Raw genomic sequence first — 24,714 nt, 5'->3', positions numbered from 1 at the left:
GCCACCGACTGAGGCCGCACCGACTCACCCGCATGAAGTTGCCGGCTGGTGACTCGTATCGTCTGGCGTGCCTCAGCGGAACTGGCGGCGACAGCCGGACCCTCACCCAGCCAACCACTCTTGATAACTGTCGGTCGAGCGCCAGAGCCAGCCACCACTCTATATCTCTCTTCTTTTGTGCTTTTCCTTTGTCCTTCCTTCCTTCCTTTCCTTCTTTCCTTCCGTGCTTCTAAGCGGTGCGGCGTTTGAGGGTGGCTGCGCCGAGGGCTAGGGCGGCGAGGATGAAGGTTAGGACTATCAGGGTGTCGGTGCCGGCGCCGGTGGTCAGGCCGTTGCCGCTGGCAACTTCTAGGACGGCGTCTACGGCGTATGAGAGGGGTAGGACGTCGCTGATTGCCTGGAGGACCGTTGGTAGTTGCTCGCGGGGGACCAGTAGGCCGCAGAGGAGGATCTGGGGGATCATCACGGCCGGCATCATCTGGACGGCCTGGAATTCCGTGCGGGCGAAGGCGCTCGCGAACAGGCCGAGCGCCGTGCCGAGCACCCCGTCCAGTACGGCGACCACACCCAGCTGCCAGGCGGCGCCCTCGATGTCCAGGTCCAGGAGGTACAACGCGATCGACACCACCACCACCGCCTGCACCACGGCGATCAGTGCGAACGCGAGCGCATAGCCGAGCAGGAAGTCCAGCTTGCCCATCGGCATCGTGAACAGCCGGGAGAGCGTCCCGGTCGAGCGTTCGCGGAGCGTCGCGACCGACGTGACCACGAACATGATGATCGACGGGAACACCGCGAGCAGCGGCCCGCCGATCCGGTCGAAGACCATCGGCGAGTCGTTGAACATCCACCACATCAGGCTGACCAGCAGCGCCGGCAGCACGATCAGCATCGCCACCGTCCGGTGGTCCCGCCGCAGCTGCGCCAGCACCCGGGCCGCCACCGCGAACGTCACGCGAAGGGTCATCGCGCACCAGCCTTCCGTTCGATCAGCGTGAGGAACGCCTTTTCGAGGTCGTCGGTCCCGGCCGACAGGAGCAGGTCCTGCGGTGTGTCGTCGGCGAGTAGTTCGCCGTCGCGCATCAGCAGCAGCCGGTCGCACCGCGACGCCTCGTCCATCACGTGGCTCGAGACCAGCAGCGTCGCGCCCGCATCCGCGAGGGTGTGGAAGAGGTTCCACAGGTCGCGGCGCAGTACCGGATCAAGTCCGACCGTCGGCTCGTCGAGCACCAGGAGCTCCGGACTGCCGAGCAACGCGGCCGCCAGCGAAGCACGTGACTGCTGGCCGCCGGACAGCTCGTCGACCCGGACGTCGGCGTGCGACGCGAGGTCGACCGCCTCGACGACCCGCTCCACGTCGCTCGCCGGCACCCCGAGGACGGCCGCGAAGAAACGCAGGTTCTCGGTGACGGTCAGATCGCCGTACACGCTGGGCTCCTGCGTCACGTAGCCGATCCGCCCGCGCAGCTTCGGCGCACCGGCCGGCAGCCCGAGGACCGAGACGTCGCCGGTCACGCGGGCCTGCAGACCGACGATCGCGCGGATCAGCGTCGTCTTGCCACAGCCTGACGGGCCGAGCAGCCCGGTGACCGTCCCGCCGCGGAGGTCGAACCCGACCCCGTGCAGGACTTCCCGGTCGCCGCGCACCACGACCACGTCGCGGCAGCTCACCGCGTTTTTCATCATATGATGAATTTAGCGCGGACCGAACTCGCTGGCAACAGTTCGAGATGATCAGATGACGGCGTACCCGGTGCGCTCGCTCAGCCCGTCCAGCGCCGGATCGCCGTACCGCGCCCGCAGCTCGCCGAACCGCAGGACCTTGTCCGTTCCGAACCGCGCGACCTCGCCGGAATACGTGTTCCCGGACAGGAAAACCGGCGGCCGGCGCTTGCTGTGGAACTTGTCCGCGTACAGCACCAGCTCCTCCTCCGGCGTCCGCGGCAGGTAGTCGTCGACCGGAATCGGCAGCTCCTGCCGGAGTACGTCGTCCCGGGTGATCCCGACGCCCGTGTGACAGGACGCGAACCGGCAGATCTCGTCGGGGAAACCGAGTTCCGTCAGCAAGGAATGCCCGAGTACGCCGTGCCGCACGTACGGCTCCGACTCCAGCCGGTAGACGCCGATGTCGTGCAACAACGCCCCGGCACGCACCAGGTCGGCGTCGAGGTCGAGGCGGTCGAAGTACTGCTCGGCGATCGAACACACCAGCCGGCAGTGTTCGTGGACGAGCCCGAACGCCTCCCGGCTCGGCGCGTACTCCCGGTGCAGCGCGCGGATCTCGGTGTCGGTGGGGATCTCCATCAGCCGGTCACGTACTGCTGGATCGCCGGCGCGATCCGGTCGACGAGCGTGTCCACGTCGGCGGCCGCGACGGGTTCCAGCTCGACGACGTACCGGGCCAGCGCGACGCCGATCAGGTGACTGGCCATCAGCCCGACGCGCAGCTTGGCGTCCGGGGCGTCGAGGACCTGCGAGACCGGCTCGAGGATCATCCGCGTCATGCCCTCGCGCATCAGCCGGGCGACCTCGTCGCTGGTCACGACGCTGCGCAGCATCGCCTTCATCCGCTGCTGTCCCTCGTCGGACTCCCAGACGCCGAGGAAGACCGTGACGATCCGCCGGCCGAGGTCCTCGCGGGTGCCGTCGAGGATCCGCGCGGCCACCGCCCGCGGGTCCAGCGGCAGCGCCATCGCCTCGATGAACAGCTCGTCCTTGCTGCCGAAGTAGTGGTGTACGAGCGCCGCGTCGACCCCGGCCTGGCGCGCGACGGCGCGGATCGAGGTGGCCGCGAACCCCTTGTCCGCAAAGGATTCCCGGGCGGCCCGCAGGATCTCCCCGCGGGTGTCCGGTCCCCCTGGCCGGCGTCCCGGCGTCCGGCGGGTCACCGTCACGGAGTCAGCTCCGAGATCTCGCCCTCCGGCGTCACCGCGAACGACGTACGGCGGGAACCCGTCTTCACGAAGTGCTTGCGGGTGAACTCCAGCGACTCGACCAGGTCGACCTCACGCTCGGAGCGGCTGGTCGCCCGGCGGGTGTTGATCTCGATGATGATGTGGCCGCGGAAGTCCTGCTTCGCCAGGCCGGTCAGCAGGTCCGCGGCGCGCTGCGTGCCGCGGCCCGGGACCAGGTGCTCGTCCTTGGCGGAGCCGGTGCCGTCGGTCAGGTGCACGTGGGTGAGGCTCTCGCCCATCGTCGCGGCCAGCTCGACGCAGTCCTGCCCGGCGGTCGAGGCGTGCGACAGGTCGAGGGTGGTGTGCGCGTAGGTCTGCTCGGTCGGGTCCCAGCTCGGCGCGTACGCCTGCAGGTCCCGGCCGGGCGCGCGCCACGGGTACATGTTCTCGACCGCCAGCACCACGCCGGTCTGTTCCTCCAGCCGGGCGATCCCCTCGACGAACCCGCGCGCGTAGTCGCGCTGCCAGCGGAACGGCGGGTGGACGACGACCACGTCGGCCCCCAGTTCCTTCGCGGCCTCGGCGCTGCGCTCGAGCTTGCTCCACGGGTCGGTCCCCCAGACCCGCTGCATGATCAGCAGCGTCGGCGCGTGGATCGCGAGCACCGGCAACTGGTGGTAGTCGATCAGCCGCTGGATGGCGTCGATCTGGGTGCTCAGCGGATCGATGCCGATCATCACCTCGACACCGTCGTACCCCAGCCGGGCGGCCAGCTCGAACCCGCTGGCGGTCGACTCGGGATAGACGGAGGCGGTGGACAGGCCGATCTTGGCGGTCGTGCGGGAGGTCATCGGTTCACCGGGGTTGCAGCTGGTCGAGCCGGGACAGGATGACACCCTCCCGCAGGGCCCAAGGGCAGATCTCGAGTGCGGGCAGGTCGAACAGGTCCATCACGGCGTCGGCGACCAGCGCGCCGGCGGTCAGCTGGGACGCGCGGCCGGCCGAGACCCCGGGCAGCGAGGCCCGCTCGGACGCCGACATCTTGGTCAGCTTCGGGATCCACTCCGTGAGGTCGTCGCGGCTCAGCGAGCGCGGCACGTACGGGCCGTCGGCGGACGGGGCCGCACCGGCGATCCGGGCCAGCGAGCGGAAGGTCTTGCTGGTCGCGACGGCACGCTGCGGCCGGCCGGCCCGCAGTACCGGACCGGCGACCGCGGCCATCTCGAGCCGGATCCGGCGACGCAGCTCCTTGACCTCGTCCTTGTCCGGCGGGTCGGCGGTCAGCGCCTCACGGGTGAGCCGGCCCGCGCCGAGCTGCACCGACACCGCGACGGTGGGCTGCTCGTCCGATCCCGCGGCGATCTCCAGCGAGCCGCCGCCGATGTCGAACACCGCCAGCCGGCCCGAGGACCAGCCGAACCACCGCCGGACGGCGAGGAACGTCAGCCGGGCCTCGTCGTCGCCGCTCAACACCTCGAGCTTGACGCCGGTCTCCTTCTTGACCCGCTCCAGCACCTTCTCCGCGTTCGGCGCCTCGCGCAGCGCGGACGTGGCGAACGAGAGCACCGACTCGCAGCCCTTGTCCTCGGCCAGCTCGACGGCTTCCTTGGTGAACGAGATCAGCCCGTCGGCGCCGGAGTCGGCGATCTTGCCGTCCTTGTCGAGGTGCTCGGCCAGCCGGAGCTCGGTCTTGTGCGAGTAGGCCGGCAGCGGCGCGGCACCACGGTGCGCGTCCACGACGAGCAGGTGAACGGTGTTGGATCCCACGTCGAGTACGCCGAGCCGCATACCCTCACGCTACTGGACAAACCCCGGATCGGCGTTCCGGAGTCGGCATTCACGGATGCGCGGCGAAGGCGCGTACGCTTTCCAGGTGCCTGAGGTTTCACTCGACTTCCCCCGTGCCTGGGTCGAGTTCGTCGACCCCGACGACCCCGACCAGGTCTTCCGCTGCGACCTGACCTGGCTGACGTCGAACTGGTCGTGCATCTTCGGCGGCGGCTGCCAGGGGATCTACAAGGGCCGTCCGAACGACGGCTGCTGCACCCTCGGCGCGCACTTCTCCGACGCCGACGACGAGAAGCGGGTGAAGAAGTACGTCAAGGAGCTCGGCAAGGAGGACTGGCAGTTCCGCAAGGAGGGCCGGACCAACGGCTGGGTGGAGACCGACGACGACGGCGACCGCAAGACCCGGGTCTGGGACGGCGCCTGCATCTTCCTGAACCGGCCGGGCTTCCCCGGCGGCGCCGGCTGCGCGCTGCACGGGCTGGCGCTGAAGCGCGGCGTGCACTTCGTCGAGACCAAGCCGGACGTCTGCTGGCAGCTCCCGATCCGGCGGACCTTCCGCGAGGTCGAGCGCCCGGACGGTACGACGTACACCGAGGTCGGGATCGGCGAGTACGACCGGCGCGGCTGGGGCCCGGGCGGGCACGACCTGGACTGGTACTGCACCGGCAACACCGAGGCGCACATCGCGGTCGAGCCGGTGTTCGAGTCCAGCAAGGTCGAGCTGCAGACGCTGATGGGCGTCAAGGCGTACGACGTCCTCGCCGAGCTGTGCCGGCAGCACCTGGAGGCGGCGCGGCCGCTGCTGCCGCACCCGGCGTCGAAGTAGTCCCGCGACACCCCCTGGGTGTCGGCTGTCGGCGGGGGACGCAACAATGACAGGCATGCGTCTCGATCATCTGTCGTACGCGTGCGGACCGGACGGCTGCGCGGCCACGCTCGAGCGGCTCTCGGAGCTGCTCGGGGCGGAGTTCGTGGACGGCGGCGTGCACCCGCGGTTCGGCACGGTGAACCACGTCCTCCCGCTGGAGAACGACCGCTACATCGAGGTGGTCGACGTCCTCGACCACCCGGCGTCGGACAAGGCGCCGTTCGGGCAGGCGGTCCGGGCCCGCAAGGAGCTGGGCGGCGGCTGGCTCGGCTGGGTGGTGGCGGTCCGCGACATGGAGGCGATGGAGAAGCGCCTCGGGCGGCAGGCCGTCCCCGGCAACCGGCACCGCCCGGACGGGGTGAACCTGACCTGGCGGCAGATCGGTGTGAAGGGCCTGATCGCCGACCCGCAGCTGCCGTTCTTCGTGCACTGGGACGACCTGTCCGAGCACCCGTCGGTCGGCGGCAAGGACCTCAAGCTGACCGGGCTGGAGATCGCCGGCGACCCGCACCGGGTCACGGACTGGATCGGTCACCCCGCCGACCACCTGCTCGACGACCTCGACGTCACCTGGGCGGGGCCGAACGGCCAGCCGGGATTGGTGGCCGCGGTGTTCAGCACGCCGAACGGGGTCGTCCGGATCTAGTGCAGGTTCTCGAGCTCCGTGAGTGAGGTCTCGAGGTGCGTGAGCATGCGCTGCAGGTGCGGGACGGTCCGGCGGCAGCCGATCAGGCCGAAGTGCAACTGGTGGGCGTAGCTCGTGACGCTGATGTTGAGGGCCTGGCCGTTGAGGACGATGCTCGCCGGGTACATGCCGAGCAGGCGGGAGCCGTTCCAGTAGAGCGGGCTCTCGGTGGGGCCGGGGACGTTCGAGATCACGAGGTTGTACGGCGGCGTCGTACGGCCCGCGACCCCCGGGAGGACCGCGGCGGGGCCGGCGACGCCGAAACCGAGGGCGCCGACGATCAGGTTCTGCAGCGGGCTGAGGCCGGACAGCACGCTCTTGGCCTGTGCGGTGGACGCCATGATCCGCTGGATGCGCTGCTCCGGGTCGGCCTGGTCGGTGGCGAGGTCGGCGATCAACGTGGCGAGCGAGTTGCCGCCGCCCGGTGCGCCGTCCGCGGTCCGCAACGACACCGGCACCATCGCGGTCAGCGCCTTGTCCGGGAGGGCGTTCAGGTCGAGCAGATAGTTGCGCAGGGCCCCTGAACACATTGCCAGCAGTACGTCGTTCAGCGTCGCGCCGGTGATCGCCCGGACCTTCTCCAGCCTTTCGATCGGCCAGGACTGCGCCGCGAACCGCCGCGCGCCGGTCACCGGCTGGTTGAAGATCGTCCGCGGCGCCTGGAACGGCATCGTCGAGTGCATCAAGCTCTTCAACCCAGCCGGCGGCAACCCGGCCAACTCCCCCAGCAACCGCCCCACACCTTCAACCGCATGTGCCGCGGACGCGATCGTCCGCCCCGGAAGGCGCCCGGCAGCCGCCAGCAGCTCCGCAGCAGTAGGTATCCCACCGACGTCAGCCGTCAACGCCGTACGATCTTCGGCCCCGAGTGGCAGGGCGTACGTCGCGGGCATGTCGGTGCGGGTGGGGTCGGTGGTGAGGGTGTCCTGCATCCAGCGGAGTGCGGTGACGCCGTCGATCATCGAGTGGTGGATCTTGCTGTAGATCGCGAACCGGCGGCTCTCGACGCCCTCGATCAGGTACATCTCCCACAGCGGCCGGTGCCGGTCGAGCAGCGTCCCGTGCAGCCGGCTGGTCAGCTCGAACAGTTCGCGGTACCGCCCGGGACGCGGCAGCGCCGACAGCCGGACGTGGTACTCGAGGTCGATCTCGTCGTCCTGCTCCCAGGACCAGTAGCCGAGGTCCGGCAGCCGGTTGCGGACCCGGCGCGCGAACAGCGGGTTCACCTCCGGCGCCGCCACCAGGTCCTGGTACAGCCGCGACACGAAGTCCCGGGACCGCTCGGGGAACACGTGGTCCCGCCCGGCCCCCTCCGGGAGCTCGAAGAGCATCAGCCCGCCGACGTGCATCGGCTGCTCCCGGCTCTCACCACCCAGGAACATCGCGTCCAGCGGCCCGACAGCGGTCATTGGGTCATCGTCGCGGCCGCGGCCGATCCCCGTCCAGAACTCATCTCACAGCGGCCGGTAGTTCACGCCCAGCTTCTCGATCCGCGCCAGGTGCGGCCGCAACCGTCCGAGGAACTCGTCGTACGACACCTTCGGCGACCCCCACGCGCGCTCGGCGAACGCGGACAGCCGCGGGAGCAGCATGTACCCGACCTGCTCCGGTCCCTCCATGTACTCCGTCCAGATCTGGCACTGGGTACCGACGATCAGCGCCTTCTCCTCCTCGGACAGCTCCGCCGGCACCGGCTCGAAGTCGTACACCTTCTCCAGCGGGATGTTGCCGCCGATCGCCAGCGGCTCGGTCTCCGGGTCGCCCTGGTAGTAGTCGAAATACACCGACTCGCACGGCGCCATCACGACCTCGTGCCCGGCCTTCGCGGCGACCACGCCGCGCTGGGCGCTCCGCCACGCCATGATGACCGCGTCCTTCGGGCAGTCGGTCTCGACCATCTCGTCCCAACCGACCAGGCGGCGCCCTTCCTCGGCCAGCACCTCCGCCACCTGCGCCGTGAACCAGCCCTGCAGCTGCCCCGGCTCGTCCAGCCCGAGTTCGGCCTGCCGCTTCTGCGCCTCGTCCGACTCGGCCCATTGCACCGACGGGCACTCGTCGCCGCCGAGGTGGACGTACGGCGACGGGAAGATCTCCAGCACCTCGCGCAGCACGGTCTTCACGAACTCGACCGTCGCGTCGTTGACGTTCAGCACGTCCTCGCTGATGCCCCAGTACGGCCGGACGGTCAGCTGCCGGTCCGGGTGGTTCCCGAGCTCCGGGTACGCCGCGATCGCCGCCTGCATGTGCCCCGGCAGGTCGATCTCCGGTACGACGGTGATCCCGCGCTCCGCGGCGTACGCGACGATCTCGCGGAGCTCGTCCTTGGTGTAGAACCCGCCGTGCCGCGTCCCGTCGTACTCGAACTCGGTCTGGCCGTGCGACATCCGGCCGACCATGGTGTGGTCCCGCCAGGCGCCGACCTCGGTGAGCCGCGGGTACGCCTCGATCTCGACCCGCCAGCCCTGGTCGTCGGTGAGGTGGAAGTGCAGCACGTTCAGCCGGTGCAGGGCGAGCACGTCGATGATCTTGAGCACGAACTCCTTCGGCATGAAGTGCCGCGCGACGTCGAGCATCATCCCGCGCCAGCCGAACCGCGGCGCGTCGGCGACGTGCGCCAGCGGTACGGCGACCTTGCCGTCCTCGACCGGCTCCGCGGCCTCGACGAGCTGGGCGTACGTCGTCTCGGCGTGCCGGAGCGCGTCCTCGGAGCCGGCCGTCAGCCGCGCGCCCTCGGTGGTGATCTCGATGCGGTACTCGGTCGCGTCGAGGTTCTCGACCACGTCCCGGACGGCCTCGCCGACCGGGTCGGCGGTGGTCCACCGGCCCTCGTGCAGGGTGAGTTCACGCGGGGCAGGAACGATCGCGATGTCGGGCATCGGGGACTCCAAAGAGGGTGATTTACGTCAGGACGATCCTATAAGCGCCTGTCGCGTCAGGTTCATGAGAGGGTTTGCTCGTGACAAGCGAGCAACAGCGGACGACGCTGCGGGTTCTGGTGGCGAGCAACGCGCTCGGCGGCGTGGCGACGGCCAGTGGGTTCGCGGTCGCGGCGCTGCTCGCGGAGAGCGTCTCCGGGTCGACGTCGCTGGCCGGCCTGGTGGCCACCTCGACCACGCTCGGCGCGGCCGTGCTCGCCGTACCGCTGGCCGGTCTCGCGCGGTCCCGCGGCCGCCGGGTGTCGCTGGCGACCGGTTATCTCCTCGCCTGCGTCGGCGCGGTGCTGACCATCGTCGCGGCCCAGGCCGACTCGCTCGCGCTGCTGCTGCTGGCCGGCTGTCTGTTCGGCAGCGGCTCGGCCTCGAACCTGCAGTCCCGGTACGCCGCCACGGACGCCGCGGACCCGAGCCGGATCGCGCGCTCGCTGGCCATCGTCGTCTGGGCCACCACGATCGGCGTGATCGTCGGCCCGAACCTGACCGGGGTCGGCGGCACGGTCGGTACCTCGCTCGGCTTCGTGGCGCTGGCCGGTCCGTACGTGTTCTCGGTCGTCGCGTTCGGCCTGAGCGCGGTCACCGTGTGGCTCGGCATGCGCAGCCAGGTGCGGCCTGGCAAGGTCGAACGCCAGCCTCTGGGCGAGACGTTCCGTCAGGTACTGCGGATCCCGCACGCGCGGCTCGGTCTGCTCGCGATCGCCGCGGCGCACGCGGTCATGGTCGGCGTGATGTCGATGACGTCGGTGCACCTGCGGCACCACGGTGCTTCGCTGACGATCGTCGGCTTCGTGATCAGCGGTCACGTGGCCGGCATGTACGCCCTGTCACCGCTGACCGGCTGGCTGGCCGACCGCCTCGGGCGCATCCCGACCATCGGCATCGGCCTGGGCATCCTCGCGATGGCGATGACCGTGGCCGCTGTCGCGCCGGACGAGGCGCACACGCTCACCGGCCTCGCCCTCTTCCTCCTCGGGCTCGGGTGGTCGGCCTGTCTGGTCGCCGGATCCGCACTGCTGTCCCGGTCGGTCCCCGACGACATCCGTACCTCGGCACAGGGCCTGTCCGACCTCACCATGGGCATCCTCGCTTCCCTTTCGGGCACGGCTTCCGGACCGGTCCTCGCCTATCTCGGTTTCCACTGGCTGGCGGTCTTCTGCGGTGTCCTGCTGATTCCTGCGGCTGTACTGGCAGCCGTCACCAAGCAGGCGGCGGTTAGGGTCTAGCGGTGTGAGCATCGCGGAAGGCGGGATCCCGAGCCCGAACATCTGGCACCACCCGAAGGTGTACGAGATCGAGAACCGGGCGGTGGATCCGGACGGCGTGATCGAGCCGGCGATGCGGGCGATCCGGGACTGGGCCGGCGCGACCGTGCTCGACATCGGGTGCGGTACCGGGTTCCACCTGCCGATGTTCGCGGCCACTGCCGGGCACGTGATCGGCGTGGAGCCGCACGGTGCGCTCGCGGAGGCCGCGCGTCGACGTACCCGGGATTTGCCGAACGTCGAAGTACGGCAGGGTACGGCGCAGCGCCTGCCGGTGCCGGACTCGTCGGTGGACGTGACGCACGCGCGCTGGGCGTACTTCTTCGGGCCGGGGTGCGAGCCGGGCCTGGCGGAGCTGGACCGGGTGATGCGGCGCGGCGGGACCGCGTTCGTGATCGACAACGACGGGAGCCGGTCGACGTTCGGGCAGTGGTTCAGTGCGTCGTACCCGATGATCAAGGCGCCCGAGGTGGAGCGGTTCTGGACCGACCGCGGCTGGCACCGGACGCCGCTCGACATGGGCTGGCGGTTCGAGAGCCGCGCCGATCTGGAGGCGGTGGTGAAGATCGAGTTCAACCCGGAGGACGCGCGGCGGATCCTCGCCTCGCACACGGGCGTCGAGGTCGACTACGCGGTCAACCTCTGGAGCAGGACTTTCTAGACGACACTCGGTGGCCTGCGGACGAGCCTTTGGTCCCCATAGGGTTGACGGACCACTCGACGGGGCTTTCCGGGAGGCGCCAGCCAGGGATGGACGGACTGCTGCTCGATCACGTGCCGGGACTGCCGGGACGGCTGCGGATCGATGTGGGCGAGCAGCGTGCGGTGGTGGTGCCGCAGGCCGCCGACCGTCGCCGGCTGGCCGACATCGTGACAGGCCTGGAGGAACCACCGCCTGGCGCGATGGTGCTGGCCGGCGGACCGGTCCGGCTGGTGCCGGCCGAGGGCGGGCTGCTCCCCCACCTCACCGTGCTCGGCAACGTCATGCACGGCCACCTCACGACGCAGTCGATCACCAAGCAGGCGGCCCGCGAGCAGAGCCGGGTGCAGGCGGTCGGCTGCGGGCTCGAAGACGTCCTGGACCGCTACCCGCACGAGATCACGCCAGGGCGTCGCCGGCTGGCCGGAGTGGCCCGGGCGCTCGGCGCGTACCCACGGGCGATCGTGCTGGAGGACGCGAGCGGTCTACCGACCTGGGGCTCGCTGCTGTCGATTCGGCCCAATCCTGACCTTGCCTCGGTAGCACTGCTGCTCATCACGACCAGCACGACACGTACTGCTGGATTCGACGATGCCCAGTAGCCGACGAGCCTTCCTGGGGACGGCAGCAACGCTGCTACTGGCCGGCTGCTCGAGCGACGTGCTCGGCCTGCGCCGCTCGGTCCGGGTCGCGGTCAGCTGGAGCGGCCAGGAGTTGCGCGCGTTCCACGACGTCCTGGCCGGCCTGGGTACGTTGAGCTATCCGGTCGAGGTAGTACCGCTGGGCGACGACATCTCCACGGCCTTCGGCGCCCGTTCCGCCCGGCGGCCGGACATCCTCATGCTGCCGCAGCCAGGACTCGTCCCGCGGCACCTGCAGGACCTGGACCCGATGCCCGACGACATCGCACCGCTGGGCCGGGCGCGACTCTGGAAGGACCTGCTCGTCCACGACGGGACGACGTACGGCGTGCCGTTCAAGACCGCGCACAAGTCAGCTGTCTGGTACCGGCCCTCGGTGTTCCGGCAGGTCGGCGTACAGCCGCCGACGCACTGGGCCGAGTGGCTGACGTTGAACCGAACGCTGAGCCAGGCAGGTTTCACCCCGCTGTCGCTGGCCGCGGGTGACGGCTGGGTCCTCACCGACTTCCTGGAGAACGTGCTGCTCGGTATCGCGCCGCCTGTCTACACAGCGCTTGCGGCTGCGACCAGCCCGCGTCCGTCGCAGCAGCCGCAGTTCGGCGCCGCTCTCCGGCTGCTGGGACAGCTGTGGTCGGCGCCCGGTCTGCTGGCGGGTGGGGTGAAAACTTCGCTCGTGCAGCAGTTCCCGGACGCGCTGGTGGAGGTGTTCGGGCATCGCAAGGCGGCGATGGTGCTGGCTTCGGACTTCGCGGAGCCGGTGGTGCGCTCTTTCGCCGCGGATCCTCACGACATAGGGCTTTTCACGTTCCCGCGGATGTCGGCGGGTGCTGCAGCTCCCGTCGTGGTCGGCGGCGACGTGATGGTGCTGACCAGGCCCACCTCGGACAACGCTCGCGATCTGGTCCGTCGGCTCGCGGCGCCGAACGCGGCAGATCCGTGGATCTCGGCCGGCGGGTTCCTGGTCGACGGACGGACGTCCGGGTACTCTCCCGAGCTCACCCGGCTCGCCGAGCAGCTCACGGAACCAGGTGAGCAGCTGCAGTTCGACCTGTCGGACCGGCTCGGGCGGCTGGGCGACATCAACGGCCTGTGGCGCGTGCTGGCCGACTTCCTGATCGCGGTCGGCGGCCGCGGCGCCGACGCCGTACCGGATGCCGTGGACGCGGCGATGGACGACCTGCGGAAGCTGGAGGAGGGCTGATGGGCCTGCAGACCAACGGCCTGTCCCTCGAGGTCGTCGGCCGCGAAGTCACCGGCCGCCCGGTGCAGGGCAAGCCACGCCGTCCCGCCGGACCGTACCTGTTGGGTCTGCCGGCGTTGCTGCTGAGCTGCCTGCTGCTGGTGCCGATCGGCGTGACCGTGGCGCGGGCGTTCACGACGCGCGGCGGGTTCGGGTTCGGCAACTTCGCGGTGATCGGGGATCCCGCCGCACTGCATGCCGTCGGCAACAGCCTGCTGTGGGTACTGGTCGCGTTCGGGACTGTCGTCGTCGGGTTCTTCCTTGCCTTGTTGAGCAATCGGCTGCCAGCAGTCTCCGCCGTATTGCAACCGGCCCTGGTGATTCCGTTCGCCGTGTCGGTGCTGGCTTCGGGTGCGACGTTCCGGATGATGTTCGACGCCACACCGGAGCGTGGCACGATCACCGCGCTCTGGACGCGGCTGTTCGGCTCCAGCCCGGTCTGGCTGGGCCCTGGGCTGTTCTGGCTGGTGCTGATGTCCGCGTTCGGCTGGACGTGGCTCGGGTACGTCATGTCGCTGTTCCGCGCCGGGCTGGACGCTATCCCGGACGACGTGACCAGGACACTCACCGCCGAGGGTGTGAAGGGCTGGAAACGCCTGCGTGCGCTGGAGATTCCCCTGCTGCGTCCGATCACCGGTGTGGTCACGCTGACGCTGGTCATCGCTGCGGTGCGGGTGTTCGACCTGGTTTTGATCGTCGTACCAGGGTCGATGCAGCAGTCCGCCGACGTACTGGGGCTGAACTGGTGGCGGGCGACGACCTCCAGCGGCGACACGGGACGTACGGCGGCGCTCGGTGTGGTGCTGTTCGCGATCGTCGCGGCGGTGGGGCTGATCGGTGTCCGTGGGCTGCGGCGGCGCCGGTGGGCGATGCCGGTGACCGTCGTACGGCAGGACCCGTCGCTGGGGCGGCCCAAGCCGGGCAGGGTGGTACGGCGGCTCGGCTGGTTCATCGGGTTCGCGGTCGCGGTGGTGTGGATCTTCCCGGCGTTGGTACTCGTGGCGACGGCGCTGCACTCGCCACGGGAAGCCGGGTTGCGCGGGTGGTGGTCGCCGTCGGGGCTCGGGTTCTCGTCCTTCGCCGCGGCGGCGAACGTCGGGTTGTTCCGGGCGTTGCTGTCCACGCTGTTCATCGCGGCTGCTGCTACCGCCGTACTGCTTGTCATCGCCGTTCCGACGGCGTACCTGGTCGCCTGGGGCGGGTTGCCCACGCGGCTCGGGCGCATCGTGATGGGCGTCTTCGTAGTACTGGCTGTGACGCCGGTGCAGATGTACGCCGCTCCGCTGCGGGACGCGATCGACTCAGCTGGGCTAGCGGGGTCGCGGGTCGCGCTGGCCTTGGTGCACGCAGCTGCTGGTCTGCCGTTCGCCGTACTGCTGTTGAGATCCGCCTTCGCGTCCGCACCACCTGCGTTGGTGTCGGAAGCGCTGCAGGGACCTGTGCGGCAGAGCGCCGTACTGGCGACTGTGCAGCGGACCTACCGGCCTGCACTGGTTGCTGTTGCGGTGCTGGAGTTCGCTCTGGTGTGGAACGACTTCATCGTCGGGTTCCTGATCAGCGGACCGGGTACGACGCCGCTGTCGTTGGTGCTGTGGGGTGAGGCGCGGCAGTTCTCCACGTCGAGCGGACCTGTCGCGGCTGCGGCCACCGTCGCGTCCGTAGTACCTGTGGTGCTCATGCTGTCGTTCTGGCGCACCGTGGTGCGCGGCCTGACCACGGGGAGCAGGCCATGAGCGACAAGCGCGACGAGGACGAGCAGGCGTCGCTGACCGGCTACATCTTCCTGGGCGCCGGCGCCGTGGCCACCGGTCTCCTGACCGACCTGACGTCGCAGCTGCTCGGCGAGAGCTACGGAAAGAGTGGGGCCGTGCAGTGGGTCGGCTTCGGCGTGACCTTTCTGTTGCTCGTCATCCTGACGTTGCAGCTGGTCTTTCGGTACCGGCGGGCGCGGCGACGCAAGCTGCAGACCAGCAGCGAGCTGCACGCGGCGGCCGAAGCGGCGGAGCAGTGGATGATCGCGCTCGGGTCCGACGCCGGCGGGATGGCCGCGGCCGAGTGGTTCACGCTGAACGAGGACTGGCTCCGCGAACTGCTCGCGACCGAGAAGCCGGCCCACGAGACGCTCGACGACTTCGCCCGCATCTGCGACGCCCTGGAGGCCTGGTACGTACGGCGTCCCGACCCCGACGCCCTGCTGCACCTCAGCGACCTCCTGAGCGCGGCAGCGGAGGCCTGCGGTCGTCGCGGTCTCGCGGAGCTGGCAGCAGCCCGCGCGGCAACGGCATACCGGATGCTGGGCGACCTGGACACCGCCAGCACCAAGCTGGGCATCTCCGACAACATCGCCACCCACGGTCGTACTGCGGCCGCGCTCAAGATGAGGCGCCAGGTAGAACGCGCCCTGCTCCACCTAGCCACCGCCGAACGCGCACCGGCCGGCAGCGATCGCGACGAGGCCGTCCTGAACGCACGAGACCGGCTGGACGACGCCAGACTCTCCCGCCCCGGGCCAGACCTCGCAGCCGACGTCGCGATCTCCATCAACCTAGCTGTCGTGCAGCTCTACCAGCACGACAGCCAAGGCGCACTGGACCACCTGCGCCCCGCACACGCACGCGCTACGGCAGCCGGCGACGTGAGCGGCGAGGCGCACGCGCTGGAGCTCATCGGTGTCGCCGCATGGATGCAGCGGAACCCGCACGAGGCGGTGAGCCGCTGGGAGCACGCTGCCCACCTGTACGCCGAGATCGACGAACGCGAAGGCCACGCCCGCTGCCTGCAGCACCTCGGCTCCGCACAAGTGGCCGCCGGCAACCTGGACGCCGCCCTCGAACTGCTCGAACAGAGCGCGCGGCTCCGCACCTCGGAGAGCGAGATCCTCACGCGGTACCTCGACGCCGCGCGCAAGACCTCCGAACCACCGGTGGTCGACGACGACCAACCCCGGCGTACGGCAGCCGGCTGGCTGAAGCGCCTCCGCGCCCTCTTCTCCCGCTGACTCCGCCCGATCCGCGCGGGGTTGGCGCGGGTTGTCGGTGGGCTCGCCTAGGTTGGTCCCCATGGCGAAGGCGGCGACTCAGGCGAAGAGCAAGGCGGCGTACGCGTGCTCGGAGTGCGGATGGACCTCGGCGCGGTGGATCGGGCGGTGCGGCGAGTGCCAGGCGTGGGGCACGGTCGCCGAGGTCGGCGCGCCCAAGGCCGCGCGGATCACCGCCGGGCCGGTGTCGTCGCCGGCGATGCCGATCGCCAAGGTGTCCGCGATCGAGGCCGAGTCGCGCCCGACCGGGATCGGCGAGCTCGACCGGGTGCTCGGCGGCGGCGTCGTGCCGGGCGCGGTGATCCTGCTCGCGGGCGAGCCCGGCGTCGGGAAGTCCACGCTGCTGCTGGAGGTCGCGGCGCAGTCGGCGCGCGGCGGCCAGCGGACGCTGTACGTCTCCGGTGAGGAGTCCGCCGCCCAGGTGCGGCTGCGCGCCGGGCGCACCGACGCGCTCGTCGACGACCTGTTCCTGGCCGCCGAGACCGATCTCGGCGCGGTCGTCGGCCAGGTCGACGCGGTCGAGCCGTCGTTCCTGGTGATCGACTCGGTGCAGACGATGGCGCACCCGGAGGTCGACGGCGCCCCGGGCGGGGTGACGCAGGTCCGCGAGGTGACCGGCGCGCTCGTCCGGCTCGCCAAGGAGCGGAACATCGCGGTCGTGCTGGTGGGCCATGTGACGAAGGACGGCGCGATCGCCGGGCCGCGGATGCTCGAGCACCTGGTCGACGTGGTGCTCGCGTTCGACGGCGACCGGCACTCCGGGTTCCGGATGGTGCGCGCGACCAAGAACCGGTTCGGCCCGTCCGACGAGGTCGGCTGCTTCGACATGGTCGACACCGGGATCGTCGAGGTCACCGACCCGACCGGGCTGTTCGTCTCCGAGCACGCCGAGCCGGTGGCCGGCACCTGCGTGACCGTGATGATGGAGGGCCGCCGCCCGCTGCTGGCCGAAGTACAGGCCCTGGTCGGTCCGTCCGCGGCGCCGCAGCCGCGCCGGACCACGTCCGGGCTGGAGTCGTCGCGGGTCGCGATGGTGCTCGCCGTGCTGGGCAACCGGGCGGGGCTGAAGCTCACCGACCAGGAGGTGTACGTCGCGACCGTCGGCGGGGTGAAGATCACCGAGCCGGTGGCGGACCTGTCGGTCGCGATCGCGGTCGCGTCCTCGGTGATGGACAAGCCGATCCACCCCGGCCTGATCGCGATCGGGGAGGTCGGCCTGGCCGGCGAGGTGCGGCGCGTCGGCGGCCTGGAGAAGCGGCTCGCGGAGGCGGCCCGGCTCGGGTTCACCAAGGCGATCATCCCCGCCGACGTCCCGAACCGCAGCCGCGAGGCGAAGCCGATGGACATCCAGAAGAAGTACGGCCTCCGCACCTTCGCCGCCCCGGACCTCCGCTCCGCCCTGAGCGCCGCCGGCTTGGCATAAGCCGCTTGTGGTCCCTGCCACACGTGAGACGGGGGATCACCAGGGGCGGGGGCGGGAACGTACTCTGGGGAGGCCCCCGCCGGGTTCAGCGTCGAGCCCGGGATTCCGCCGGACGACTGCAGGAGCACCCCAGATGACCGGATCAAGAGTTGTCGCGCTCGGCCACTACCAGCCGGAACGGGTGCTCACCAACGACGAGCTGGCGACCATGGTCGAGACCAACGACGAGTGGATCCAGAGCCGGGTCGGCATCCGGGAGCGGCGGATCGCGGCGCCCGACGAGTCCGTCGACGAGATGGCCTGGCGCGCCGCCGACAAGGCCCTGGCGAACGCCGGCGTCGACGCCACCGAGATCGACTACGTGGTCGTCGCCACCTGCACCGCGATCGACCGCTCGCCGAACATCGCCGCCCGGGTCGCCGCCCGCCTCGGCCTCGGCCACCCGGCCGCCATCGACCTGAACACCGCCTGCTCCGGATTCGCGTACGCGCTGGCCACCGCGGACCAGGCGATCCGCGCCGGCGCCGCCACGAAGGCGATCGTGATCGGCGTCGAGAAGCTCAGCGACTGGACGGACTGGACGGACCGCACCACCTGCGTGCTGATCGGCGACGGCGCGGGCGCCGCGGTCCTGGTCCCCGACGACACCGACGGCTCCGGCGACTCCGACCAGGTGGCCGGCGTCGGCCCGGTGGTCTGGGGCTCCGTCCCGGAGATGTCGGACGCGGTCCGGATCGAGGGCCGCGAGGGTCCGTTCCAGCAGGAGGGCCTGAGCGTCTTCCGCTGGGCCACCACGCAGCTGCCGGAGATCGCCCAGCAGGTCTGCGAGAGGGCCGGTCTGAAGCCCGAGGACCTCGGCGGCGTCGTCCTGCACCAGGCGAACCTGCGGATCATCGAGCCGCTCGCGAAGCGCCTCGGCGCGGTCAACGCGGTGGTGGCGAAGGACGTCGTCGAGTCCGGCAACACGTCCGCCGCGAGCATCCCGATCGCGCTGTCGAAACTGGTCGAGAAGCGCGAGATCCCGTCCGGCGCGCCGGTACTGCTGTTCGGATTCGGCGGCGGCCTGTCGTACGCCGGCCAGGTCATCCGCTGCCCCTGACGCGACAGGCGTCGTCCCGGCACCGGCCCCGTTCACGCGGGGAACCGGTGATGCACGGTCCGGATGCACGGGCGGGTGCACGCGCACCCGCAACCGGCGGCCGGAGCGTGCCCGCCGGAGCCGGCCAGGCGCCGGATATCGGCACAACGCGGCGCGCGGAACCGCATAGACTCAGGTGCCGTGGCGGCGAACACGGACAAGAACAGCACCGGCGCCCGGCTGCGCGCGACCCTCGCGGCCGTCGCGCCCGGAACCGAACTGCGCGAAGGCCTGGAACGGATCCTGCGGGGCCGGACCGGCGCCCTGATCGTGCTCGGCCACGACAAGGCCGTGGACGCGATCTCCACCGGCGGCTTCGAGATCGACGTCGAGTTCACCGCGACCGGGTTGCGGGAGCTGAGCAAGATGGACGGCGCGATCGTCCTCGACCGGGACGCCACCCGGCTGGTCCGCGCGGCCGTGCACCTGATGCCGGACCCGTCGATCCACACCGAGGAGACCGGCACCCGGCACCGCACCGCCGACCGGGTCGCGCGGCAGACCGGCTTCCCGGTGATCTCGGTGTCGCAGTCGATGCACATCATCGCGCTGTACGTCGACGACCAGCGGTACGTGCTCGAGGACTCCGGCGCGATCCTGTCCCGGGCGAACCAGGCACTGGCCACCCTCGAGCGCTACAAGCTCCGCCTCGACGAGGTCTCCGGGACGCTGTCGGCGCTGGAGATCGAGGACCTGGTCACGGTCCGGGACGTCGCCGCGGTCGCCCAGCGGCTGGAGATGGTCCGCCGGATCGCCACCGAGATCGACGGGTACGTCGTCGAGCTCGGCACCGACGGCCGGCTGCTCACGCTGCAGCTCAACGAACTCGTCGCGGGCGTCGCCGGCGAACGCGAACTGGTCGTCCGCGACTACCTCCCGCCGGCCACCGGACGGCGCGCCAAGACCGCCGACGACGTACTGCTCGAGCTGGACGCGGTGAGTGCCACCGACCTGCTCGACATCGGTCAGGTCGCCCGCGCGCTGCAGCTCGGCGGCGCCGAGCAGCTGGACGCGGCGGTCACCCCGCGCGGCTACCGGCTGCTGGCCAAGGTGCCGCGGCTGCCAGGTGCCGTGATCGACCGGCTGATCGACCACTTCGGCCATCTGCAGAAGTTGCTCGCGGCAAGCATCGACGATCTGCAGACCGTCGAGGGCGTCGGCGAGAACCGCGCCCGCACGGTCCGCGAAGGCCTCTCCCGCCTGGCCGAGTCCAGCATCCTGGAACGCTACGTGTAGGACCGCGGCCGGCTGATCAGACCACCTGGAAGGCCTGGGCGCCGGACAGTCGGCCGTCGTAGTCGGCCTTGACGACGTAGGTGCCGGGTTTGGCGACCGGTTGGCCGGGGAGGCAGCCGGGCCGGGAGCGGTGTCCGTTCCACGGTACGGTGACGGCGGCCTGCTTGCCCTTGGCAACGACGATGGTGGCGGGCGCGATCGCCTTCTCGCACTGCGTCGTGCTCCAGATCAGGTCGTTGCCGGACGTCACCGTGACGGTCAGCTTGGCGGCGCCGATGACGGCCTTGCACTGGTCGCCGACCGCGGACAGCTGGATCACGAAGTTCAGCGCGGAGCCGGAGACGATCTTCCGGTTCGCCGGCAGCGCCTCGACGCGCACGTCGGAGCCCTCGCAGGGCAGGTCCGCGGGCGGCGTGGTCTTCGTCGGCTGCGATGTCGAGGCCGATGACGAGACCGGCGTGGTGGCGGCCGTCGCGTTGGGCGTCGTACTGGGAGCTGAAGCCGGCGGGGCGCCGGTTGGGTTCTGCTGCGGGTCCGACGCCGCCGTGTTCTTGGTGTCGTCGCCACCGCCCGGGAAGAGCCGGGTGACGAGGATGACCAGCACCACGACGACCGCGAGCACGAGTCCGCGCCGGAACCAGTACACGCTGGCGGGCAGGTGCCCGACCGGACGGAGCAGGCTGCTCATGGAGCGCACTCTAATATCGGTCCTGTGCTGAACAGCTCAGGCTCGCCGCTCCACGACCCGGTGCTGCAGTGGTACGACGCCAACGCGCGGGCGCTGCCGTGGCGGGAGCCGGGTGCCGGGGCCTGGGCGGTGATGGTCAGCGAGTTCATGCTGCAGCAGACACCGGTCAACCGGGTGCTGCCGGCGTACCGGAGCTGGCTGGAGCGGTGGCCGAAGCCGGTGGACCTGGCCGCAGAGGCGCCAGGTGAGGCTGTACGGGCCTGGGACCGGCTCGGGTACCCCAGGCGCGCCCTCCGGCTGCACGCGGCCGCTCAGGCGATTGTGGAGCGTCACGGCGGCGAGGTGCCGGACGACCACGCCGACCTGCTCGCACTGCCCGGTGTGGGCACGTACACGGCCGCCGCGATCGCGTCGTTCGCCTTCGGCCAGCGGCACGCGGTCGTCGACACGAACGTACGCCGCGTCCTCGCCCGGGCCCTGACCGGCGTCGCGCAGCCGAGCATCTCCCCCACGGCCGCCGACCAGCGCCTCGCGGTCAGCGCCCTGCCCGCCGACGAGCGCACCGCCGCCCGCTGGGCCGTCGCGTCGATGGAGCTCGGCGCCCTGGTCTGCACCGCCCGCACACCACGCTGCGCCGACTGCCCGATCCGCACGCAGTGCGCGTGGGTCCTCGCCGGCAGCCCGCCGTACGACGGTCCGCCCCGCCGCGGCCAGACCTACGAAGGCACCGACCGCCAGGCCCGCGGCCGCCTGCTCGCCGTACTGCGTTCCGCGTCGGCGCCGGTCCCGAAGTCGGAGCTGGACGCCTGCTGGCCGGACGCCGTACAACGCGAACGCGCCCTCGACGGCCTCGTCGCCGACGGCCTGGTCGAGCCACTCGCCCGCAACCGGTATCGGCTGCCCGCCTGACAAACCAAGGGGCCGGCCCGAAGTGCTCGAGCCGGCCCGCTATGGGGTGGTGCGTCAGTTCTTCTTGCTGCCGGTGGTGGCGTCTTCCTCGTCGTCGGCCAGCAGGTCGAGCGGCATCGCCGGGCTGCCGGACAGCGTCGCCAGCATCTGGCGGACGTTGGTCAGCTGCGCGTTGATGCTGTCCCGGCGCTGCGTCGCGGCCGCGAGCTCGCGCTCGGACTCGGCACGGATCCGCTCGGCCTTGTCCTTCGCGGCGGCGACGATCTCCTGGGCCTGCCGGTTGGCGTCGGCCAGCTGCTGCTGCGCGAGCCGCTCGGCCTCGGACCGGGAACGGTCGGCCTCACGCTGCACCTGAGCAGCGCGGTCGGTGACGGCGGCGAGCTGCTGCTCGGCCAGGGCGGTGCGGGCGGCGAACTCCTGCTCGACCTTGCCCCGGCGCTCGGCGAGGGTGGTCTCGAAGGCGGCCGCGGCCTGCGCCGACTTGGCGCGCTCCTGCTCGTACAGCGCCTGGGCCTCGCTGCGCCGCGCGGTGGCGTCACGCTCGGCCTCGTCGCGCATGTCGTCGGCCTGGGTCCGGGCCTCCTCGAGGATCCGGGCGGCCTCGGCGTCGACCTCGCTCTTCCAGTCCAGCGAGTACTGCTCGGCCTCCTTGCGCACCTTCTTCGCGTGCGCCTCGGCGTCGGCGACGATCGCCTCCGCGTCGGTGCGGGCGCGGGTCACCAGGTCACGGGCCTCGTCGTCGGCCAGCGACAGGATCTTCGCGACCCGCTCACCGAACTCGGTGAAGGTGGGCGCGCGGTCCTTGGAGTCCTCCTGGGCGGAGATGACGGCCGCCTCCGCCGCGTCCGTGCGGGACTGCAGCTCCTGGACGTGCCGCTGCAGCTGCTCGGACTGCTGCTGCAGGGCGGTCAGGGAGGTGGTCAGCTCACGGATGTGCTGGTCCACCTGGGCAGGCTCGTAGCCACGCAGAACGGTGCGGAACGGGGTTGGGCTTTCACTGCTCATGTTTTCCGATGCTCACTTCGATGGGTGGGTGGATCACACATTGTCACTGACAAGGATCTGACTGTCACGTCCTCATCCTGATTCCCCCGTGGAACCCTCACTGGAGGACATTCCACCACCTGGGCGGAACCCCGGTACAGCGAGTGCCTCGATCACACCCGAAAGCTGAGTGAGCTCCTTGGTGATCTCGTCGCGGCGCTGGTTCAGCGCGGCGACCCTCGCCTCGGCGTCGGCGAGAAGTTTTCGGGCCTGCGCGCGCAGGGTGTCGGCGTGCTCGCGGGCCTGCGCCTCGATCTGCTGCGCCTCCGCGCGGGACTTGCGGATCAGTTCGTGCGACTGGCGCTGCGCCTCGGACAGGTCGTTGGCCGCGCGCTCCCGCAGTACCTGGGTGCTGGCCTGGGCCTCGGCCTCGCGGCGGTTCGCCCGCTCGATGATCTCGCGGGCCTCCTCGGCGGCCGTGTTCTTCAGCCGGTCCGCCCGGGCCTGCGCCTGGGCGGTGACCCGCTCGGCCTCCTGTTTGGCCGCGGCCAGCGTCGCCTCCGCCTGCTCGCCGGCGGAGTACAGCGTGGTCTCGGCCAGCTGGGTGAGCTCGGCGTTCTCCCGGGCGATCGCGTCCTGGGTCTGCTTGAGGCGGCTCGTCGACCGGCCGACCACGCGGCGCAGGTGCGCACGCTTCTGCTTGAGCAGCTGGGCCGCGTCGGCGGCCGCCTGGTCGCGGATCGACTGCGCCTCGGACTCGGCCGCGGCGATCAGGTCGTCGACGGTCTTCTTGCTCCACAGGGTCTGCTTCTCGGCCTCGGCCAGCGCCGCCTCGGCCGCCTTGTTCGCGTCCTCGACGATCCGCTGCGCCTCGGCGGCCGCGGTCCGGCGGTCGGCCTCGATCGAGTCCACGACCAGCTTGGCCTGCGCCCGGGCGTCGGCCATCAGCCGCTCGTTGCCCGCCTCCGCCTCGGCCTTGCGCTCGGCGATCTCCGCGACCGCCTCGGCGCGCAGCTTGTCGATCTCCAGCGAGATCGCGGCCAGCTTGGCGCGCTCGGTCTCCTCGAGCTCCGCGGTCCGGCGCTCCAGCTCGGTCCGGTTCTCGCCGCGCAGCCGCTCGATCTCGGCATGGGCCGCGGCGATCTCGACGCGGGACTTCTCCCGGGCCGCCTCGACCTCGCGCTCGACCGCGGCCCGCAGCTCACTCGCCTCGGCCTCGGCGCGGGCGATCAGGTCGGCCTCGTTCCGTACGGCGGCCTGCGACACCAGCGCGGCCTGCTCACCGGCGTCGGCGACGAGCTGCTGCGCCTCCTTGCCGGCCCGCTCGACGGCCGCCTGCGCGGACTCGCGCGCCATCCGGGCCTCTTCGAGCAGCTCGTCGGCGGCTTCCTTCACCTGCGCCGCTTCGGACTCCGCCGCCGCGATCCGGCGCTGCGCCGCGGCCTGCGACTCGGCCCGCAGCCGGTCAGCGGTCTCCTGGCTCTCGGTCCGCAGCCGCTCGGCCGCCGCCTCGGACTCCGCCCGGCGCTTCGCCACCTCGTCGGCCACCGCGGCCCGGAGCTGCTCCGCGGCCGACTCCGACTCGGCCTTCAGCCGCTCCGCGAAGGCGGTCGCCTCCGCCCGGACCCGCTCGGCCTGCGCGGTCGACTCCGCGGTCAGCTTCTCGGCCGCGGCGGCAGCGTCGCGTCGTACCCGATCGGCCTCGGCGGTGGACTCGGCGCGCAGCCGGTCGGCGGCCTCCTCGGCCTCGGCACGGACCCGCTCGGCCTCGGCCTCCGACTCGGTGCGCAATTGCTCGGCGGCCCGCTCCGCGTCGTTCAGCACCCGCTGGGCGGCCGTCATCGCGTCCGCGCGGAGCTTCTTCGCGTGCGCCTCGGCCTCGGCCTTGAGCCGCTCGCTCTCGGCGCGGACCCGGACCGCCTCGTCGCGGGCGAGGTCGTTCTCGTGCTCGGCCTGCTCGCGCAGGGTGTCGGCGATCCGCTGCGCCCGCTCGAGCACCCCGCCCGCCTGCCGCACGCCAAAGGAACCGGTGTCGGCGACCGGTTCCTGGGTCAGCGGCAGACGCGGCGCGTCCATGCGACGAGATGATTCCATCCCCGGCCCCCTTTCCGACAGTCCGGGTCCGAACAGCGTGCTCTCACTGGGTTACAACGCGGTAGACAGGCGGTAAGTAACTGCTTCATCAGCAGTCGCGCGATCTTCCCATCGATCCGGAGCCCGGCGGAAGCGGTCCGCGTACCGAAGTGATCACGCTCCGCAGGACGATACGACCAATCAGTAGCCGAGGC

Annotated in this window: 23 protein-coding genes; 12 read left to right on the top strand and 11 right to left on the bottom strand. The window is 71.0% G+C overall.

The annotated features are described in order from the left end of the window. Positions 1 to 229 precede the first annotated feature (229 nt). The 6 genes from ABN611_RS16015 to ABN611_RS15990 are packed head-to-tail and all read right to left on the bottom strand — an operon-like array spanning position 230 to position 4,682. Entirely contained in the window at positions 230 to 967 is a 738-nt protein-coding gene (locus ABN611_RS16015) for an ABC transporter permease (RefSeq protein WP_350280670.1), read from the bottom strand. Then, a complete protein-coding gene (locus tag ABN611_RS16010; RefSeq protein WP_350280669.1) occupies positions 964 to 1,686 on the bottom strand; it encodes an ABC transporter ATP-binding protein in 723 nt (240 codons plus the stop codon). The genes ABN611_RS16015 and ABN611_RS16010 overlap by 4 nt, the downstream gene beginning before the upstream one ends. 48 nt (positions 1,687 to 1,734) lie before the next feature. Next, positions 1,735 to 2,304 carry an HD domain-containing protein gene (locus ABN611_RS16005; protein WP_350280668.1) on the bottom strand — a complete coding sequence of 190 codons (570 nt, stop codon included), beginning with the start codon at positions 2,302 to 2,304 and terminating at the stop codon, positions 1,735 to 1,737. Beyond that, on the bottom strand, positions 2,304 to 2,894 hold the full coding sequence (locus ABN611_RS16000; protein ID WP_350280667.1) for a TetR family transcriptional regulator: 591 nt from the start codon (positions 2,892 to 2,894) through the stop codon (positions 2,304 to 2,306). Before ABN611_RS16000 ends, ABN611_RS16005 begins: the two co-directional genes overlap by 1 nt. Continuing rightward, on the bottom strand, positions 2,891 to 3,745 hold the full coding sequence (locus ABN611_RS15995; RefSeq protein ID WP_350280666.1) for a sugar phosphate isomerase/epimerase family protein: 855 nt from the start codon (positions 3,743 to 3,745) through the stop codon (positions 2,891 to 2,893). The genes ABN611_RS16000 and ABN611_RS15995 overlap by 4 nt, the downstream gene beginning before the upstream one ends. Before the next feature lie 4 nt (positions 3,746 to 3,749). Beyond that, positions 3,750 to 4,682, bottom strand: a complete 933-nt coding sequence (locus ABN611_RS15990) for a Ppx/GppA phosphatase family protein (protein WP_350280665.1) — start codon at positions 4,680 to 4,682, stop codon at positions 3,750 to 3,752. A gap of 85 nt (positions 4,683 to 4,767) precedes the next feature. Between ABN611_RS15990 and ABN611_RS15985 the strand changes: the two genes are divergently transcribed. After that, positions 4,768 to 5,508 (top strand): hypothetical protein, encoded by a 741-nt coding sequence (locus ABN611_RS15985; protein WP_350280664.1) that lies wholly within the window; start codon positions 4,768 to 4,770, stop codon positions 5,506 to 5,508. A 55-nt stretch (positions 5,509 to 5,563) separates the two neighbouring features. Continuing rightward, positions 5,564 to 6,196, top strand: a complete 633-nt coding sequence (locus tag ABN611_RS15980) for a VOC family protein (protein ID WP_350280663.1) — start codon at positions 5,564 to 5,566, stop codon at positions 6,194 to 6,196. Here ABN611_RS15980 and ABN611_RS15975 read toward each other — a convergent pair. Then, positions 6,193 to 7,644 (bottom strand): wax ester/triacylglycerol synthase family O-acyltransferase, encoded by a 1,452-nt coding sequence (locus ABN611_RS15975; RefSeq protein WP_350280662.1) that lies wholly within the window; start codon positions 7,642 to 7,644, stop codon positions 6,193 to 6,195. The two genes, ABN611_RS15980 and ABN611_RS15975, sit on opposite strands and share 4 nt — an antisense overlap. A 45-nt stretch (positions 7,645 to 7,689) precedes the next feature. Next, positions 7,690 to 9,111 carry a family 20 glycosylhydrolase gene (locus ABN611_RS15970; RefSeq protein WP_350280661.1) on the bottom strand — a complete coding sequence of 474 codons (1,422 nt, stop codon included), beginning with the start codon at positions 9,109 to 9,111 and terminating at the stop codon, positions 7,690 to 7,692. Positions 9,112 to 9,191: 80 nt separating this feature from the next. Between ABN611_RS15970 and ABN611_RS15965 the strand changes: the two genes are divergently transcribed. From ABN611_RS15965 to disA, 9 genes are all read left to right on the top strand, one after another. Continuing rightward, positions 9,192 to 10,391, top strand: coding sequence for an MFS transporter (locus ABN611_RS15965; protein WP_350280660.1), 1,200 nt, complete (start codon positions 9,192 to 9,194; stop codon positions 10,389 to 10,391). Between the two features lie 4 nt (positions 10,392 to 10,395). After that, positions 10,396 to 11,091 (top strand): class I SAM-dependent methyltransferase, encoded by a 696-nt coding sequence (locus ABN611_RS15960; protein ID WP_350280659.1) that lies wholly within the window; start codon positions 10,396 to 10,398, stop codon positions 11,089 to 11,091. Positions 11,092 to 11,180: 89 nt separating this feature from the next. Continuing rightward, positions 11,181 to 11,732 carry a hypothetical protein gene (locus ABN611_RS15955; RefSeq protein WP_350280658.1) on the top strand — a complete coding sequence of 184 codons (552 nt, stop codon included), beginning with the start codon at positions 11,181 to 11,183 and terminating at the stop codon, positions 11,730 to 11,732. Beyond that, positions 11,722 to 12,972: an ABC transporter substrate-binding protein gene (locus ABN611_RS15950; RefSeq protein WP_350280657.1), complete on the top strand. Its 1,251-nt coding sequence runs from the start codon at positions 11,722 to 11,724 to the stop codon at positions 12,970 to 12,972. Before ABN611_RS15955 ends, ABN611_RS15950 begins: the two co-directional genes overlap by 11 nt. Beyond that, on the top strand, positions 12,972 to 14,744 hold the full coding sequence (locus ABN611_RS15945) for an ABC transporter permease subunit (RefSeq protein ID WP_350280656.1): 1,773 nt from the start codon (positions 12,972 to 12,974) through the stop codon (positions 14,742 to 14,744). The genes ABN611_RS15950 and ABN611_RS15945 overlap by 1 nt, the downstream gene beginning before the upstream one ends. Then, on the top strand, positions 14,741 to 16,009 hold the full coding sequence (locus ABN611_RS15940) for a tetratricopeptide repeat protein (RefSeq protein ID WP_350280655.1): 1,269 nt from the start codon (positions 14,741 to 14,743) through the stop codon (positions 16,007 to 16,009). The genes ABN611_RS15945 and ABN611_RS15940 overlap by 4 nt, the downstream gene beginning before the upstream one ends. Positions 16,010 to 16,070: 61 nt before the next feature. After that, a complete protein-coding gene (gene radA, locus ABN611_RS15935; RefSeq protein WP_350280654.1) occupies positions 16,071 to 17,471 on the top strand; it encodes a DNA repair protein RadA in 1,401 nt (466 codons plus the stop codon). Positions 17,472 to 17,604: 133 nt separating this feature from the next. Continuing rightward, positions 17,605 to 18,570, top strand: a complete 966-nt coding sequence (locus ABN611_RS15930; RefSeq protein WP_350280653.1) for a beta-ketoacyl-ACP synthase III — start codon at positions 17,605 to 17,607, stop codon at positions 18,568 to 18,570. A 180-nt stretch (positions 18,571 to 18,750) separates the two neighbouring features. Then, positions 18,751 to 19,845 carry a DNA integrity scanning diadenylate cyclase DisA gene (disA, locus tag ABN611_RS15925; protein WP_350280652.1) on the top strand — a complete coding sequence of 365 codons (1,095 nt, stop codon included), beginning with the start codon at positions 18,751 to 18,753 and terminating at the stop codon, positions 19,843 to 19,845. Between the two features lie 16 nt (positions 19,846 to 19,861). On the opposite strand, the gene ABN611_RS15920 is transcribed toward disA, so the two are convergent. After that, positions 19,862 to 20,533 (bottom strand): hypothetical protein, encoded by a 672-nt coding sequence (locus ABN611_RS15920; RefSeq protein WP_350280651.1) that lies wholly within the window; start codon positions 20,531 to 20,533, stop codon positions 19,862 to 19,864. A gap of 24 nt (positions 20,534 to 20,557) precedes the next feature. Between ABN611_RS15920 and ABN611_RS15915 the strand changes: the two genes are divergently transcribed. Beyond that, positions 20,558 to 21,442 carry an A/G-specific adenine glycosylase gene (locus ABN611_RS15915; protein WP_350280650.1) on the top strand — a complete coding sequence of 295 codons (885 nt, stop codon included), beginning with the start codon at positions 20,558 to 20,560 and terminating at the stop codon, positions 21,440 to 21,442. 54 nt (positions 21,443 to 21,496) lie between these two features. Here ABN611_RS15915 and ABN611_RS15910 read toward each other — a convergent pair whose 3' ends face one another. Both ABN611_RS15910 and ABN611_RS15905 read right to left on the bottom strand, forming a co-directional pair. After that, positions 21,497 to 22,447 carry a DivIVA domain-containing protein gene (locus ABN611_RS15910; RefSeq protein ID WP_350280649.1) on the bottom strand — a complete coding sequence of 317 codons (951 nt, stop codon included), beginning with the start codon at positions 22,445 to 22,447 and terminating at the stop codon, positions 21,497 to 21,499. Positions 22,448 to 22,519: 72 nt separating this feature from the next. After that, positions 22,520 to 24,502, bottom strand: coding sequence for a kinetoplast-associated-like protein (locus tag ABN611_RS15905; protein WP_350280648.1), 1,983 nt, complete (start codon positions 24,500 to 24,502; stop codon positions 22,520 to 22,522). Positions 24,503 to 24,714: the final 212 nt, after the last annotated feature.

The sequence above is a fragment of the Kribbella sp. HUAS MG21 genome, assembly GCF_040254265.1.
Taxonomy (GTDB): Bacteria; Actinomycetota; Actinomycetes; order Propionibacteriales; family Kribbellaceae; genus Kribbella.
This window is presented reverse-complemented; position numbering and strand designations above follow the sequence as displayed.

Excerpts from the sequence above, each read along its gene's own strand:
- ABN611_RS15995 (WP_350280666.1), bottom strand. The coding sequence starts at position 3,745 with ATGACCTCCCGCACGACCGCCAAGATCGGCCTGTCCACCGCCTCCGTC.
- ABN611_RS15975 (WP_350280662.1), bottom strand. The coding sequence starts at position 7,644 with ATGACCGCTGTCGGGCCGCTGGACGCGATGTTCCTGGGTGGTGAGAGC.
- ABN611_RS16005 (WP_350280668.1), bottom strand. The coding sequence starts at position 2,304 with ATGGAGATCCCCACCGACACCGAGATCCGCGCGCTGCACCGGGAGTAC.
- ABN611_RS15920 (WP_350280651.1), bottom strand. The coding sequence starts at position 20,533 with ATGAGCAGCCTGCTCCGTCCGGTCGGGCACCTGCCCGCCAGCGTGTAC.
- ABN611_RS16015 (WP_350280670.1), bottom strand. The coding sequence starts at position 967 with ATGACCCTTCGCGTGACGTTCGCGGTGGCGGCCCGGGTGCTGGCGCAG.
- ABN611_RS15970 (WP_350280661.1), bottom strand. The coding sequence starts at position 9,111 with ATGCCCGACATCGCGATCGTTCCTGCCCCGCGTGAACTCACCCTGCAC.
- ABN611_RS15940 (WP_350280655.1), top strand. The coding sequence starts at position 14,741 with ATGAGCGACAAGCGCGACGAGGACGAGCAGGCGTCGCTGACCGGCTAC.
- radA (WP_350280654.1), top strand. The coding sequence starts at position 16,071 with ATGGCGAAGGCGGCGACTCAGGCGAAGAGCAAGGCGGCGTACGCGTGC.
- ABN611_RS15905 (WP_350280648.1), bottom strand. The coding sequence starts at position 24,502 with ATGGACGCGCCGCGTCTGCCGCTGACCCAGGAACCGGTCGCCGACACC.
- ABN611_RS15950 (WP_350280657.1), top strand. The coding sequence starts at position 11,722 with ATGCCCAGTAGCCGACGAGCCTTCCTGGGGACGGCAGCAACGCTGCTA.
- ABN611_RS15955 (WP_350280658.1), top strand. The coding sequence starts at position 11,181 with ATGGACGGACTGCTGCTCGATCACGTGCCGGGACTGCCGGGACGGCTG.
- ABN611_RS15910 (WP_350280649.1), bottom strand. The coding sequence starts at position 22,447 with ATGAGCAGTGAAAGCCCAACCCCGTTCCGCACCGTTCTGCGTGGCTAC.
- ABN611_RS15945 (WP_350280656.1), top strand. The coding sequence starts at position 12,972 with ATGGGCCTGCAGACCAACGGCCTGTCCCTCGAGGTCGTCGGCCGCGAA.
- ABN611_RS15930 (WP_350280653.1), top strand. The coding sequence starts at position 17,605 with ATGACCGGATCAAGAGTTGTCGCGCTCGGCCACTACCAGCCGGAACGG.
- ABN611_RS15990 (WP_350280665.1), bottom strand. The coding sequence starts at position 4,682 with ATGCGGCTCGGCGTACTCGACGTGGGATCCAACACCGTTCACCTGCTC.
- ABN611_RS15980 (WP_350280663.1), top strand. The coding sequence starts at position 5,564 with ATGCGTCTCGATCATCTGTCGTACGCGTGCGGACCGGACGGCTGCGCG.
- ABN611_RS16010 (WP_350280669.1), bottom strand. The coding sequence starts at position 1,686 with ATGATGAAAAACGCGGTGAGCTGCCGCGACGTGGTCGTGGTGCGCGGC.